We start from the raw sequence: 14,298 nt of genomic DNA on the forward strand, positions 1-14,298 counted from the left end.
ATCCCGACCGCGCAGTGGCGCAAGCGGTGTTTACTGGCCTTCCATGATTGCCGGCGCATCGCCGGGCTCGGGCTTCCACCGCGTCTCGGGGGGGAAGACCTCGCCGACGGTGCCCTTCTGCCATGCGCCGTAGACCGGGTTGGGCATCAGGAACCAGCCATCGCCCCACAATCGGGCATAGGTTCCCCGCGCCACCATCGCGCGGCGCGCCGCGATCGCATCGTCCTCGGCGTTGAAGATATCGGCGAAATCGCCGAGATTGTCGCCCGCCATCGCGATCACACAATAGCTTTCGGCGATCCGCGCGCGGCGGCCGTCCTTGCGGCTGCCCATGGCGTCGTCGCCGCGCAGGAACAGGTTCTCGAGATGAACCGCGGGTCCGGTCCCCGTTGCCTCGATCGCGGCGGCCGTCCCTGCTGCGGTGTCGGAATTGCGATTGGTGTTGAAGATCACCGTGATGCCCGCTTCGCGCAGCCGCCTGAGGCCCGTGACCGCACCCGGGACGGGCTGGGCGATCCCCGCTCCATCGTCCGCCCACTGCTTCCATTCGCCGGGATCGTAAGACTTACCGCTGTAAGCCTGCCAATATTCGTAGCCGGTGTTGAGCAGGACGGTCTCGTCGACATCGAAGACCGCGGCGAAGGGCTTGGCCGAACCGTCGGCGCGGAGGCACGAAGGCGTGCCGATCCCGCCGTCTGCGTCGGGCAGGCCGAGCGGAACCGACTGCGGCACCGTTCGTCGCTGAGCAACCGCGATGGCATAGTCGGCGATCTGCCGCCAGGTCTGGATCGAGGCCCCGGCGGCTTCGCCCGAAGCATAGAGCCAGCGCATCGTGTCGGGCGCGGGCTTGTGATCTCCGATTGCCGGCGCGGGGGTGCTTGCTACAGAGGACGCGTCGACGGTGGTGCAGCCGGCGAGCGCGAGGGCGCTGGTTGCTATTACGAACAGGCGGGTCATGGTCTGGGCTCCATATCGGCTGGAAGGGGGAGGGTCGGCGTTTCGACCTGCCACAGCAGCGAATGGATACGCCACTCGCCGGTGGCGTCGCGGCGGAACTGGAACGAGTTGATGCCGCGGGTTGCGCCCCTGGTGCCATCGGCCTCGGACCAGTCGCCGGCATAGGACGACCACGCATGCGCGACCGCACCGAAGACCTCGATCCGGTTGACGAGTGCGCTTTCGGAAAAGCCGCGATCGGTGAGGAAATCGCGCTTTGTCGCGATGTATTCCTCGACCGTGCAGCTTTCGGTGCCGTCAGGGCGAATGGCGGTCATGCGTGCACCGGACCAGTACATCGCGCGCATCGCGGCCCAGTCTCGCGGCGTGCCTGCTGGGCCCGAAATGACCGCATAGGCATCGGTCACCAAGCGTTCGATCGCGATTGCGTCCTCTTGCGGTTCACGCTCCATGGGCTTGTCGTAGTCCAGCACCCGGGCGCTGTCACTAGCCTCCGGCAGTCATCGTCGAGAGTTCGTCGATTGTGCAGTGCAACGCGATTTCGCTACGGTGCACGAAAATGCAGCGATGTTTTTCAGGTACTTGGCTCAATGCGAGTTACGTTGATTGCAGATTGTGCAACATTCCTTGTTCTTTTCGCACTTGCACAAAAATGCGTGGGCCAGCATATGTGCTCCTGCCTTTCAGGCATCCTCTCCCAAGACTTTCCAGCCCGGTTGGTTCGCCAGCCGGGCTTTTTTCTTGCCCGCTGGACCTTCGCGCCCGGCTCGCTCATTGCAACAGTTGTGGCGGGTCCCCAAGTGGGGCCCGGAATATCGAACAGGTAATGGAGCCGAGCCCAGATGGCCGATGCGGACGCTGCACCAGCGGTAGAGGAAACCACAGTCAGGCTGCAGGTGGCGGCGGCACGGCAGGATGAAAGCGGGCAGGGCATCGCGCGCATGCCGCGCTCCGCCTTCCAGGCACTCGGCATTACCGAAGGCGATGTTGTCGAGATCACCGGCAAACGCGCCACTGCAGCGATTGCCATGGCCGCCTATGACGAGGACCAGAGCCTCGACGTCGTGCGGCTCGACGGTCTCCAGCGCGGTAATGCCGAAGTCGGCTCTGGCGAACATGTGAAGGTCGCCGCAGCCCAGTCGCGCCCCGCCACAAGGGTGGTCTTCGCCCCTGCGCAGCGCGAAATGCGGCTGCACGGCCCGGCCCAAGCGCTCAAGCGCAATTTCTTTCGCAAGCCGTTGGTCGCCGGCGACCTCGTTGCGACGACCGGCCAGCAGCCGGTTCAGAACATGCCGCCCGAAGTGCGTCGCATGTTCAACGCCCCTGCCTATGCACTGACGCAAATCCGCCTCAGCGTCGTATCGACCAGCCCCAAGGGGATCGTCCATATCGATGAGAACACCGAGGTCGAGTTGCGCGCCGAGTTCGAGGCCCCGCGCGACGCGCGCGCGGTGGTCAATTACGACGATGTCGGCGGGATGGGCGAAACGATCCAGCAGCTGCGCGAAATGGTCGAGCTGCCGCTGCGCTATCCCGAACTGTTCACCCGGCTCGGCGTCGATCCGCCCAAGGGCGTTCTGCTTCACGGCCCGCCGGGAACCGGCAAGACGCGCCTTGCGCAGGCGGTCGCCAACGAGAGCGACGCCAATTTCTTCACCATCAACGGACCCGAGATCATGGGATCGGGCTATGGTGAGAGCGAGAAAGCGTTGCGAGAGGTGTTCGAACAGGCAAGCAAGGCTGCCCCGGCGATCGTCTTCATCGACGAGATCGATTCGATCGCGCCCAAGCGCGACCGCGTGCCTGGCGAGGCGGAAAAACGCCTTGTGGCGCAGCTGTTGACGCTGATGGACGGACTCGAGGCTCGTTCCAACCTCGTCGTGATTGCCGCCACCAACCGCCCCGAGGCTATCGACGAGGCCCTCCGGCGCCCCGGTCGTTTCGATCGCGAGATCGTGATCGGAGTTCCCGACGAAAGCGGGCGGCGCGAAATTCTCGGTATCCACACCCGCGGCATGCCGCTGGGCGACAAGGTCGATCTCAAGGAATTGGCCAAGGCGACCTATGGCTTCGTCGGGGCCGACATTGCCGCGCTCGCGCGCGAAGCGGCGATCGACGCGGTGCGCCGGATCATGCCGCGGATCGACCTCGACGAACGCACTATTCCCCCCGAGGTGCTCGACGATCTCTACGTCGGGCGCGAGGACTTCCTCTCGGCGCTGAAACGCATCCAGCCGTCCGCCATGCGCGAAGTCATGGTGCAGATGCCCAATATCGGCTGGTCCGATATCGGCGGCATCGGCGACGCGATCGAGAAGCTCAAGGAAGGAATCGAGCTGCCGATGAAGAACCCCGAGGCGTTCCACCGCCTCGGCATCCGTCCGGCCAAGGGCTTCCTCCTCTATGGTCCGCCAGGCACGGGGAAGACCCTGCTGGCCAAGGCGGTGGCCAAGGAAGCCAATGCCAATTTCATCTCGTTGAAGAGTTCGGATCTGCTGTCGAAATGGTATGGCGAGAGCGAGCAGCAGATCGCGCGCCTGTTCAAGCGCGCCCGCGCAGTGGCGCCTTGCGTCCTGTTCATCGACGAGATCGACAGCCTCGTGCCGGCTCGGGGAAGCGGGCAGGGTGAACCGCAGGTCACCGGCCGGGTGGTCAATACGATCCTTGCCGAGATGGACGGGCTCGAAGAACTGCAATCGGTGGTTGTCATCGGCGCCACCAACCGCCCCACGCTGGTCGATCCGGCGCTGCTGCGCCCGGGTCGTTTCGACGAGCTCGTCTATGTCGGCACGCCGGACAGGGCAGGTCGCGAGCAGATTCTCGGCATCCATACCAAGGACATGCCGCTGGCCGACGACGTCGACCTCGCCGCCATTGCCGGGCGGACGGAACGCTTTACCGGCGCCGATCTGGAGGATGTCGTGCGCCGGGCGGGTCTCAACGCGCTCCACCGCGAGGGCGGCGATGTGCAGAATGTCGCAGCGACCGATTTCGCCGCCGCGCTCGACGACAGCCGGGCCACGGTCACGTCGAAGATGGAGGAAGAATATCGCAAGATGCGGGGCGAGCTGAAGAAGCGCGCCGCAGATGTGCGACCGATCGGCTTTCTCTACGAGGGCATGGTCGAAAGCACCCGCGACGAAAAGCACGGCGGCGAGGCCACCGGCTAGGCGCCCATTGCGCGCTGGTTCGCCGCTTCGACTTCGAGCCGGTGGCGGATCAGGGCCTCGGGCTGGTTCTGCTTGAGCCAGGCGAGCATGTGCTCGCGCACCTCGCAGCGCAGCGTCCACAGATCGCCGATCGTCTCCGCGCTCATCGACAGGCGCAGTTCGATGCTCTCGGGGTAGGCCTCGGTCATCAGCAGCTGAAGGTTGCGGCCATCCCACAGCGCGTGCTCCTGGACGAACCGTTCGAACTCCGCACGGATCGGTTCGATATCGGCGATCGGATCCAGATGCAGCATGACGGGGCCGGTGAGCTTCTCACTGACCCGCGACCAGTTTTCGAAGCTGTCGTCAAGGAAACGGCTGGTGGGCACCACCAGCACGCGTTCGTCCCATGTGCGCACGGTGACGAAGCTCATGCGGATCTCCTCCACCCGTCCCGCTTGTCCATCGACCTTGACGAGGTCGCCGATCCGCAGCGGCTGGGTGAGTGCCATCTGGAGGCCCGCGATCAACGATTTGAGCGCCGGCTGCGCTGCGGCGCCGACTGCCAAGGCGGCGAGGCCGGCCGAGGCGAGCATGGTGGTGCCGACATCGCGCACGCCCGGAATATTGAGCATGATCAACGAGACGGTGATGATGATGATACCCACCTTTACCGTGCGCGAGAGGATCGCGATGCGGGTCAGACGACCACGCTGGGCAACCGGGTCTTCTGCTTCTCCGATTTCGGCTTCGTAGCCGCGGGCAAGGCCGCGCACGACGGCATAGGCGACCCAGCCGACAACCGCCGGTGTCAGGAAGCGGGTGAGCACGTCCCACCCGCGCCCGACCAGCGCGTCGTTTTCGGCCGCCACCGCAATCGCGAAGGCTATCGCTGCCCAGCGCAGCGGTTTGCGCACCGCCTCGACCACGGCATCGTCGAGCGTGCTCTCCGAGGCCAGCGTCAGTCGGCGAAGCACGGCGAAGGCGATCCAATGCGCCAAAAGCGCGACAATAACCGATCCGCCCAGGGCGATGAGCGTATGGATCAGGCCGTCATAGGAGATCGACCAATTGCGCGGATCGTAGCGTTCGAGCATCGGTGACAAGCGGTATGGGGGGGCGCCGCCGATGGCAACCCTAGTCGCCGACCGGCAACTCGATCGTCACCAGCAGCCCATCCTTGGTGAAGCTGCGCTCGAAGCTGCCGCCGAATTGCCGCGCGGCACTGGTCATCAGCAGGCTGCCGAACCCCTTTCGCTCGGGCAATTCGGCAAGGTCGGCGCCGGTTTCGCGCCACGTCAGCTTCACGGTCCCGTCCGCTTCGGTCCACGTAACATGTACGGTGCCCTCGTTCTTCCAGGCACCGTATTTGACCGCATTGGTGGTCAACTCGTGCAGAACGAGGCCGAGCGGTGTGACGCGCTTGGCCGGGAGCATGACTTCGGGACCTTCGATTTCGGCAGGATGCTTGCTCGAGCGGTAGGGGGCGAGCGAAGTCTCGACCAGCGCGCGCAGCGAGGCGACCGGGCGCTCGAGTTCGCCCTGGCTCACCTCATGCGCGGTAAGCAGTGCGCGAATTCGCTGGGCGATGCTGTCGGTCACCTCCTTCGCCTCGGGCTTGTCGCGTGCGCTCATCTGAACGATCGCGAGGATCACGGCGAAGAGGTTCTTGACCCGGTGGTTGAGTTCGCGTGCGAGCAGGTCCGCGCGATCGCGTGCTTCGCTGACAACCGCGGCCTGTGCCGCTTCGGCTTCCGCCCGGGCGGCCCGGCCGACCAGTCTCGCCCCCGCGAGCATTGCGAGCACCAGTAGGACTAGCAGTGCCCCGAGCAGGGGCAGCACGCGCGCTTCGGTGCGCGCCGCTTCGGTGATGCGCTGGCCCAGGATTTCGTTCTCGATATCCTCCATCTCGCCAATTGCGCGGCCGAGACGTTCCATGGTTTCCACGCCTTCGTCGGTCAGAACGGCACGTCGCGCGTCGAGCAGCCGCCCCTTTTCGAGCAATTCGACGCCGCCGGACATTTCGTCGAACTTGGCACGGGCCAGTGTGTCGATCTGGTCGACCAGCTGCGTCTGGCGCGGCGTCGCATCCTCGCCGAGCAGGTTACGGATGCGATCGAGCGAGGGTTCGATCTGCTCGCGCCCGGCATGGTAGGGGGCAAGGTATCGGCGATCGAGCGTGATGAGATAGCCGCGCTGGCCGGTCTCCCCGCTCAACGTCGCGCGATATACCTCGCGCAGTTCCTCGAGGACCTCGACCGTGCGCCCGACCTGTTCGCGCTGCGCACGCTCCGCCTCGATGGTCTGGTAGACCAGCACCAGGGTCGCGAACATGGCCGCCGCGATGAAGGTCAGCAGCGCGACGTTCATCCAGCGCGGATCGCGCGTGCGCGCGACGAATTCGTCGATCTCGGTCAGTGTGCCGCCCCCCAGCTTTTGCCCGTGCCTATCTCTACCCCGAGGGGAACGTCCAGCTTCACCGCCGGTTCGGCAGCGCCGGCCATCACGCGCTCGATGACCTCGGAAGCGGCTTCGACGTCGGCTTCGGGCAGTTCGAAGACCAGTTCGTCATGGACCTGCAGCAGCATGCGCACATGGCCGAGGCCTGCCTCTTCGAGTGCGGGCATCATGCGCGCCATCGCGCGCTTGATGATGTCGGCGCTGGTCCCCTGGATGGGCGCGTTGATCGCCGCGCGCTCACTGCCCTGCCTTTCGGCCTGATTCTTGGAGGAAATCCGCGGGAACCAAGTCTTGCGTCCGAAGAGCGTTTCCGAGTAGCCGTGTTCGCGCACGTCCTCGAGCGTTCGAACGATATATTTCTGGATTCCGGGGAAACGCTGGAAATAGGTGTCGATCATGGCCTGCGCCTCGTCGGGCTCGACGCCGAGCCGTCCGGCGAGACCCCAACGTGAAATGCCATAGAGGATCGCGAAATTGATCGTCTTGGCCCGGCCGCGCGTGTCGCGATTGACTTCGCCGAACATCTCGGTCGCCGTCCGCGCATGGATGTCCTCGCCATTGGCGAAGGCTTCCTTGAGCGTGGGCACGTCAGCCATATGCGCCGCGAGGCGGAGTTCGATCTGCGAATAGTCGGCGGCGAGCAGGACATGGCCTTGCCGGGCGACGAAGGCGTCGCGAATCTGGCGGCCGATTTCGGTCCGGATCGGAATGTTCTGCAGGTTCGGGTCGGTCGAGGACAGGCGACCGGTTTGCGCACCGACAAGGCTGTAGCTGGTATGGACCCGCCCGGTTTCGGGGTTGATCGCTTCCTGCAGCGCGTCGGTATAGGTGCTCTTGAGCTTGGCCAACTGGCGCCACTCAAGCACCTTGCCAGCAATCTCCGCACCGTCGCCTGAAAGACGTTCGAGCACGCTCTGGTCGGTCGAATACTGGCCGCTCTTGCCTTTCTTGCCGCCCCTGTAGCCGAGCCTGTCGAACAACACTTCGCCGAGCTGCTTGGGACTGCCGACGGTGAATTCGGTGCCGGCAATCGCATGAATTTCCTTTTCCAGCCGCGCAGTCTCGTGGGCGAATTCCTCGGACAGCTTGGCCAGCCGCGTGCGATCGACCTCGATCCCGTGGCGTTCCATCTGCGCGACGACCGGGACCAGCGGCCGGTCGACCCGCTCGTAGATCCGCGTGCCGCCTTCGGTCGCGAGCCGAGGTTTCAGATGCTGATAGAGGCGCCAGGTGACGTCGGCATCTTCGGCTGCATATTCGGTCGCCCGGTCGAGCGGGACCTCGCCGAAGGGGATCGCTTTCCTCCCGGTGCCGCAGATTTCCTTGAAGCTGAGGCAGGTGTGGCCCAGGTGGCGTTCGGCGAGCTCGTCCATTCCGTGGCCGCCACCGATCCCGTCGAGCTGGCGACCGGCATCGAGATCGAAGCTGATGATCATCGTGTCGTCGATCGGCGATACCTCCACCCCGTTGCGCGCAAAGACGTTGAGATCGTATTTCCCGTTGTGGAAGACCTTCAGCACGGCGTCGCTGGTCAGCAAGGGGCGCAACGCGGCGAGCGCAGCGGCCTTGTCGATCTGCTCGGGCTTCTCGGCGAACATGTCGCTGCCGCCATGACCCAGCGGGATATAGCACGCGTCATTGGCGCCGATCGCCAGGCTGACACCGACGAGATCCGCGCGTATGGCATCGAGGCTGCTGGTCTCGGTATCGACAGCCACGAGCCGCGCAGCCAGAGCTCGCTCTATCCACTGCTCAAGCCGCTCGATCGTCTGGACGCACTCATAGGACGACCGGTCGACGGACGGAAAATCGGGCAACGGCTGGCGATTGCCTTCGCTGCTCGCGGCCGCGCCGGTCGTGTCTTGCTTCGCCGGGTCGAGATCGGTCGTGCGCGACGGGCTGCCGGTGCCGGCGTCGAGCCGCTTCAGGAGGCTGGTGAAGCCGTGTTTTGAGAGGAATTCCGCCAGCGGCTCGTGGGGCACTCCTTCGAGTTTCATATCGTCGAGCGAGATGGGGAGCGGGCAGTCTTCCTTGAGAGTGACGAGTATGCGGCTCATCTCGGCATCGGCACGATGTTCGAGCAGCCGTTCCTTGAGCTTGCTCTTCTTCATGTCCGCCGCGGCATCGAGCGCGGCGGCGAGGTCGCCGTGCTCGGCTATCAGCTTGCTTGCGGTCTTCGGCCCGACTCCGAAGATGCCCGGGATGTTGTCGACCGAATCGCCCATCAGCGCGAGTACGTCGCCGACCTTCTCGGGCGGCACGCCGAACTTGTCTTCGACTTCCTCGATATAGATGCGCGCGTTCTTCATCGTATCGAGCATGTCGATCCGCGCGCCCTTCTTCTCGCCGACGAGCTGCATCAGATCCTTGTCCGAAGAGACGATGGTGACGTTCCAGCCCTGGTCCTGCGCGGCCCGCGCATAAGAGGCGATCATATCGTCGGCCTCGACACCGGCCTCCTCGATGCAGGGCAGGCTGAAGGCACGCGTGGCGTGGCGAATCAGCGGGAACTGCGGCACCAGGTCTTCGGGCGGATCGGGACGATGCGCCTTGTACTGGTCGAAAATCTCGTTGCGGAAGCTGTGGCTCGACTTGTCGAGGATGACGGCCAGATGGGTCGGCCCATCGGCCTTGTGCAAATCCTCGGCGAGCTTCCACAGCATGGTGGTATAACCGTAGACCGCGCCCACCGGCGTGCCTTGAGGATCGGTAAGCGGGGGCAGGCGATGGTAGGCACGGAAGATGTAGGCCGAACCATCGACCAGGTAGAGATGCGGTGTATCAGCCATTGCGGAGCGGCTTAGCAATGGCGTGCCGTGATGGGGAGCGCGATTTTTCCTCTCTTGTGCAAACCTCAGAATAGAGCGGATGCGGCCCCAATTATGGCAAGAATATGACGCAATCGGGTCGAATCCGCTTGCGGTGCCCCAATTCGGCCATTATTTAGACACTGTGAGGCCCCAATTCGGGACTCGCGCGGGGAGGGGGCTGATGCCCTACGAACCGCATCCAAACTCGCTGTTCAAGGAATTAGAACTATGCGCAAGATCGCACTTTTCGCTGCTGCTTCGGCCGCTGCCCTGACGCTCGCCGCTTGCTCGGAAGCCACCGAAGACGCTGCTGAAGCAACCGCCGAAAACGCCGCTGCCGACACCGAAGCCAACATGGAAGCCGCTGGCGACGCCATGGAAGCCGGCGCTGAAGACGTTGCTGCGACCGCAGACGAAGCTGCTGCCGAAACCGAAGCTGCTGTCGAAGGCGAAACCACCGCCGAAGCTCAGGCCGACTAATCGGACCCGCTTCGCGAACGGTTTGCGTTCACGAACAGAAAGGGCGGTGCCATCCGGCGCCGCCCTTTTTCATTGTCCGTCATGCACAGGACTATTCGCCGCCGTATTCGGCACTCGCCCAATTGCGGCCATCGTCGACCTCGTTGCGCCAGAAGCCGTGGTAAAGAGCCTGGGTGATGCTCGAAATGCGCGCATCGCGATTGGCCCGCGCCTCGAGCTTTTGTCCGCGGCTGCCGTTTTCGATGGCCATCGAGGGGCTTTGTCCGGTGACGTAGATCGCGACCGCGATCGCGCGACCGTCGGGCGTGTGGAAGATGCCGATATCGCTGGCCGTCCTGGCGAGCGTTCCGGTCTTGTGGGCAAGGTTGGCACTGGCCGGGAGAACCGATCGCATGCGGTGCTTGCCGGTGGTGGTTTCCTCCATCGCGTCGAGCAGCACGCGGCGCGAATGCTCGCTGAGCCACTTGCCCTGATAGATTCCACTCAACAGCTTGCCCATGGCACGCGGCGTAGCGCTGTCATCGGTCACCACGGTCCACGCAGGATCGGTTCGACCGTCCTCGCGGATCAGCGTGGCAATGTCGCGGGTCAGTTCGAATCCCTCGATGCCAGCATCGCGCACCCACTTGTTGACCGCGCGCGGACCGCCCACTGCGTTAAGCAGCGCATCGGTGCAGTCGTTGCAGCTCTTGCTGATCATCAGGCTGAGGTGCTGATAGGCAGGCAGGTAAGCGCCGCCGGGCCGAGGCAGGCGATACTCGGTGGTCAGGCTCCAACGCCCTGCGTCGACACCGGCAAGAAAGGTTGCAGCGATCGCCACCTTGCTCGTGCTGGCCATCGGAAAGCGCTGGTCCGCCAAGATACCCACCTCGCGTCCGGTCGACAGGTCGATGGCATAGACGCCGATGCGTCCGTTCGAACCGTCAGCCAATTGCGCGATCTGCCGTTCGAGCGGCGAGCTGAACAGCGATTCGTACGCCTGCGGAGTGCGTACCTCGGTGCCCAGCACCGTATCGAATTGGCTCTCGAAACCGCCATCATTGGCCAGCGCCGGGGTCGCGATAAGCATCGCCCCGATTGCTGCCAGTCGTCCAAACAGTCCTTTTCGCATACCGACCCTGTACACCCCGCGTGGTTAGGCGAAGCTTAATGCAAAGCTGAGGGTAGCACACAAGCCTCCGCGCGACGAAAAGTGTTGCGCGTGGGACAGGTTCGGCATGCGTCTTGTTGCGAATGGGCCTGCGCGATTGCGCCTATGCTTTGGCAATGGCCTGTTCGATTTGCGCCGTCGACGCGCCCGAGAGGGTCTTGTCGATTTCGCCGACAAGGCGCTTTTCCAGCTCGGCATGGTAGTGCCGCCGCATTTCGCCCAGCGTCTTCGGGTCCGCGATCACGAGGACATCGGTGATTTCACCGGCGATCGACTTGGCGTTGAGCCACTCTGCCGCCGCAGCGCCATGGGCCAGCTCCTCGAGATCGGTCCGGCCGATCTGCTGCCCGACGTGGTCCTGATGCTTCACGCCCGCGCTGAAATTGGTGGCATCGAGCTGGGGCCGCTCGGCGGCGACCAGACGCGGCTCGAAGGGTTTGCCCGTATTGCGCATCACGGTGAAGTTCTCGCCGTCGACGATCGCGACATGGGCGTTGTTGGGAAGGCGCATGGGATGGTCTCCTCTATCGTTTCTCGACAGGACAACGTGCCAGTCGGCGGAGAGGTCCGGGGTTGAGCCGCTCGGCGAAACGGGGCACAGATAGGTTGCATGGGAGAGACTGAAATCGCGGGGGCGCTCGAACGCGGATTGGCCAACGCGCTCGCGCGGGTCAGCCTGCCTGCGCCTGAAGGGCTGCGGCGCCTGACCGGCGGTGCGACGATGGAGAGCTGGCGATTTTCGAGTGGAGGCGAAGACTTCGTCCTGCGGCGCGCGCCGAGCCTCTCGTTCATGGCGGGACGACCCTTTGGCCACGCGACCGAAGCGGCGATCATACGCGCAGCGCACCGAGCCGGGGTGACCGCGCCCGAAGTGGTGGTCGAACTGACGCCCGATGACGGCATCGGCAGCGGTTTTGTCATGCGCGCGCTGCCCGGAACGCCCGATCCGCGGGCAATCCTGGAAATGGGCGATCCGGCCCAGCTGCTGCGCGAAGTGGCGCAGGACCTTGCGCGGATCCATTCGCTGAACCGCAAGTCGTTGCCTGGCGATGTTCCCGAGATGGACTATGCCGACGCGGTCGCGGGTCTCGCCGAGCAATTCGAAGAGGCTGGCGCGGACCGCCCGATCATTGCGCTGGGGCTGAAGTGGCTGCAGGACAATCTGCCCGAGCCGGTCGAGCCGGTACTCAACCATGGCGACTATCGTCTCGGCAATATTCTCGCCGAGGATTCGCACCTCACGGGTGTACTCGACTGGGAACTTGCCCATTTCGGGGACCGTCACGAAGACCTCGCCTTCGGCTGCATGGCGGTGTGGCGATTCTCGCGAGTCGAACGGCCCGCATTGGGGCTGGGGCCGCTGGAGGACTATCTGGCTGCCTATGAGGCAGCCAGCGGCGTCGGTGTCGATCGCGAACGGTTCCGCTTCTGGATGGTTTATCGCACCGTCTGGTGGGTGCTCGGCTGCCTGCGCATGGCGAGCTTCTGGCGCAGCGGCGATGACCGCATGCTCGAAAGGGTGGTGATCTCGCGGCGGACAAGCGAGCAGGAGCTCGACCTGTTATTGCTGATCGAGGAGGACGCACCCGAGGAGGAGCGCCTGCGACCCGTCCCCCGCGCAGCCGACGTCGCGGAGCCATTGGGCGAGGCGAGCGCGGGCGAATTGGCCACCGCCATTGCCGAATGGCTGGGCACGGTGAAGGAGCGCATGGAAGGCCATGACCGCTTCCAGCTGGCGGTCGCGCGCAACGCGCTGGGGATGATTGCGCGCAATGATGCGGGTGCGATGCAGGTCGAAGATGCGGCACTAGCGCGCGAATTGCTAGCCGGCGGGAAATCGCTGGCAAGCCCCGGCATGCTCGCCCGGCTGCGCCGCGCCGCGCTCGACAAACTGGCCGCCGACGTGCCCAAATATCCGATGCTCGCCCGGGCGCGGACGCTATGGATGGGAGAGGACTGATGGATTTCGCGATACCGCAGGCGCTGGAGGATTATTATACCGAGCTCGAGGCATTCATCGAAAGCACGATCGAGCCGCTCGTCGCGAAGGACGACAATATCCGTTTTTTCGACCACCGCCGCGAAGACGCACGCACCGACTGGGAGCGCGGGGGCCTGCCCAACCCCGATTGGGAGGATCTGTTGCGGCAGGCGCGCAAGGCGGCGGACGAGGCGGGCCACTGGCGCTTTTCCGCGCCGAAGAAATATGGCGGCAAGGACGGCTCCAACCTGTGGATGGCGGTGATCCGCGACCGCTTCGCCCAGCGTGGGCTGGGCCTTCACAACGATCTCCAGAACGAGCATTCGATCGTCGGCAATTTCCCCTTCGTCGCCATGTTCGAGACGTTTGGCACCGAAGAGCAGAAGCAGGAATTCATCGAGGGCGGGTTCGAGGGCACGCGCCGCGTCGCCTTCGGCCTGACCGAGCCCGACCACGGCAGCGACGCAACATGGATGGAAACCCGGGCGGTGCGCGAAACGCGCGACGGGGTCGATGGCTGGCGGATCGACGGCGAGAAGATGTGGATCACCGGCATGCATGTCGCCACGCATTGCGCCATGTTCGCGCGCACCGGCGGCAAGGATGGCGATGCCAGCGGGATCACCTGCTTCCTCGTGCCCAATCCAACGCCGGGGCTGGAAATCGAGGAATGGTTGTGGACCTTCAACATGCCCACCGACCACCCGCGCCTGTCGGTCAACAATGTGTGGGTACCCGACAGCGCGATCCTCGGCGTCGAGGGCCGCGGGCTCGCGCTGGCGCAGAGCTTCGTCCATCAAAATCGCATCCGCCAGGCGGCGAGCAGTCTCGGTGCGGCGAGTTACTGCATCGAGGAAAGCGTCCGCTACGCGCGCGAGCGCAAGCCTTTCGGCGAGGAGCTGGCGAAGAACCAGGCGATCCAGTTTCCGCTGGTCGAGCTCGCCACGCAATGCGAGATGCTCCGCCTGCTGATCTACAAGACCGCCTGGGAAATGGATAACATGCCGCATGAGGAGATCGAGAAGACGATCTCCGACAAGGTCTCCATGTGCAATTACTGGGCGAACCGGCTGGTGTGCCAGGCCGCCGACCGGGCGATGCAGGTGCATGGCGGGATCGGTTATTCGCGGCACAAGCCGTTCGAGCACATCTATCGCCACCACCGCCGCTATCGCATCACCGAAGGGGCCGAGGAGATCCAGATGCGCAAGGTCGGCGCCTATCTGTTCGGCTACCTCGGGCCCAGGCGCGGCAAATACGGCTGATCGACGAACGGCATTGCCATGCCGGGTCGGCATGCTAGCCCTCGCA

The 14,298-nt window shown here is 64.5% G+C and carries 11 protein-coding genes; 4 read left to right on the forward strand and 7 right to left on the reverse strand.

Annotation, left to right across the window (positions count from 1 at the left end):
- Positions 1-30: 30 nt before the first annotated feature.
- Both ACEQZ0_RS09480 and ACEQZ0_RS09485 read right to left on the reverse strand, forming a co-directional pair.
- Positions 31-957 (reverse strand): 5'-nucleotidase, lipoprotein e(P4) family, encoded by a 927-nt coding sequence (locus ACEQZ0_RS09480; RefSeq protein ID WP_370190609.1) that lies wholly within the window; start codon positions 955-957, stop codon positions 31-33.
- On the reverse strand, positions 954-1,430 hold the full coding sequence (locus ACEQZ0_RS09485; RefSeq protein WP_370190610.1) for a hypothetical protein: 477 nt from the start codon (positions 1,428-1,430) through the stop codon (positions 954-956). The genes ACEQZ0_RS09480 and ACEQZ0_RS09485 overlap by 4 nt, the downstream gene beginning before the upstream one ends.
- 369 nt (positions 1,431-1,799) lie before the next feature.
- On the opposite strand from ACEQZ0_RS09485, the gene ACEQZ0_RS09490 reads away from it, so the two are divergent.
- Positions 1,800-4,127, forward strand: coding sequence for a CDC48 family AAA ATPase (locus ACEQZ0_RS09490; RefSeq protein ID WP_370190611.1), 2,328 nt, complete (start codon positions 1,800-1,802; stop codon positions 4,125-4,127).
- On the opposite strand, the gene ACEQZ0_RS09495 is transcribed toward ACEQZ0_RS09490, so the two are convergent.
- The 3 genes from ACEQZ0_RS09495 to polA are packed head-to-tail and all read right to left on the reverse strand — an operon-like array spanning position 4,124 to position 9,355.
- On the reverse strand, positions 4,124-5,203 hold the full coding sequence (locus ACEQZ0_RS09495) for a mechanosensitive ion channel family protein (protein ID WP_370190612.1): 1,080 nt from the start codon (positions 5,201-5,203) through the stop codon (positions 4,124-4,126). The two genes, ACEQZ0_RS09490 and ACEQZ0_RS09495, sit on opposite strands and share 4 nt — an antisense overlap.
- A gap of 40 nt (positions 5,204-5,243) precedes the next feature.
- Positions 5,244-6,476, reverse strand: coding sequence for a sensor histidine kinase (locus ACEQZ0_RS09500; protein ID WP_370190613.1), 1,233 nt, complete (start codon positions 6,474-6,476; stop codon positions 5,244-5,246).
- A gap of 44 nt (positions 6,477-6,520) precedes the next feature.
- Positions 6,521-9,355, reverse strand: coding sequence for a DNA polymerase I (gene polA / locus ACEQZ0_RS09505; RefSeq protein ID WP_370190614.1), 2,835 nt, complete (start codon positions 9,353-9,355; stop codon positions 6,521-6,523).
- A 249-nt stretch (positions 9,356-9,604) separates the two neighbouring features.
- Here polA and ACEQZ0_RS09510 point away from each other — a divergent pair, with 249 nt between their 5' ends.
- Positions 9,605-9,856, forward strand: a complete 252-nt coding sequence (locus tag ACEQZ0_RS09510; RefSeq protein WP_370190615.1) for a hypothetical protein — start codon at positions 9,605-9,607, stop codon at positions 9,854-9,856.
- 91 nt (positions 9,857-9,947) lie between these two features.
- Here the strand turns inward: ACEQZ0_RS09510 and ACEQZ0_RS09515 are convergent, their stop codons facing one another.
- Together ACEQZ0_RS09515 and ACEQZ0_RS09520 are read right to left on the reverse strand one after the other, a co-directional pair.
- Complete coding sequence (locus ACEQZ0_RS09515) at positions 9,948-10,925, reverse strand: serine hydrolase (RefSeq protein ID WP_370190616.1); 978 nt, start codon at positions 10,923-10,925, stop codon at positions 9,948-9,950.
- Positions 10,926-11,109: 184 nt separating this feature from the next.
- Positions 11,110-11,517, reverse strand: a complete 408-nt coding sequence (locus ACEQZ0_RS09520) for a host attachment protein (protein ID WP_370190617.1) — start codon at positions 11,515-11,517, stop codon at positions 11,110-11,112.
- A 99-nt stretch (positions 11,518-11,616) separates the two neighbouring features.
- Between ACEQZ0_RS09520 and ACEQZ0_RS09525 the strand changes: the two genes are divergently transcribed.
- Both ACEQZ0_RS09525 and ACEQZ0_RS09530 read left to right on the forward strand, forming a co-directional pair.
- Positions 11,617-12,966, forward strand: a complete 1,350-nt coding sequence (locus tag ACEQZ0_RS09525) for a phosphotransferase (RefSeq protein ID WP_370190618.1) — start codon at positions 11,617-11,619, stop codon at positions 12,964-12,966.
- Positions 12,966-14,252 carry an acyl-CoA dehydrogenase family protein gene (locus ACEQZ0_RS09530; protein ID WP_370190619.1) on the forward strand — a complete coding sequence of 429 codons (1,287 nt, stop codon included), beginning with the start codon at positions 12,966-12,968 and terminating at the stop codon, positions 14,250-14,252. Before ACEQZ0_RS09525 ends, ACEQZ0_RS09530 begins: the two co-directional genes overlap by 1 nt.
- Positions 14,253-14,298: the final 46 nt, after the last annotated feature.

This window comes from Qipengyuania sp., from assembly GCF_964227205.1.
Classification (GTDB): domain Bacteria; phylum Pseudomonadota; class Alphaproteobacteria; order Sphingomonadales; family Sphingomonadaceae; genus Qipengyuania.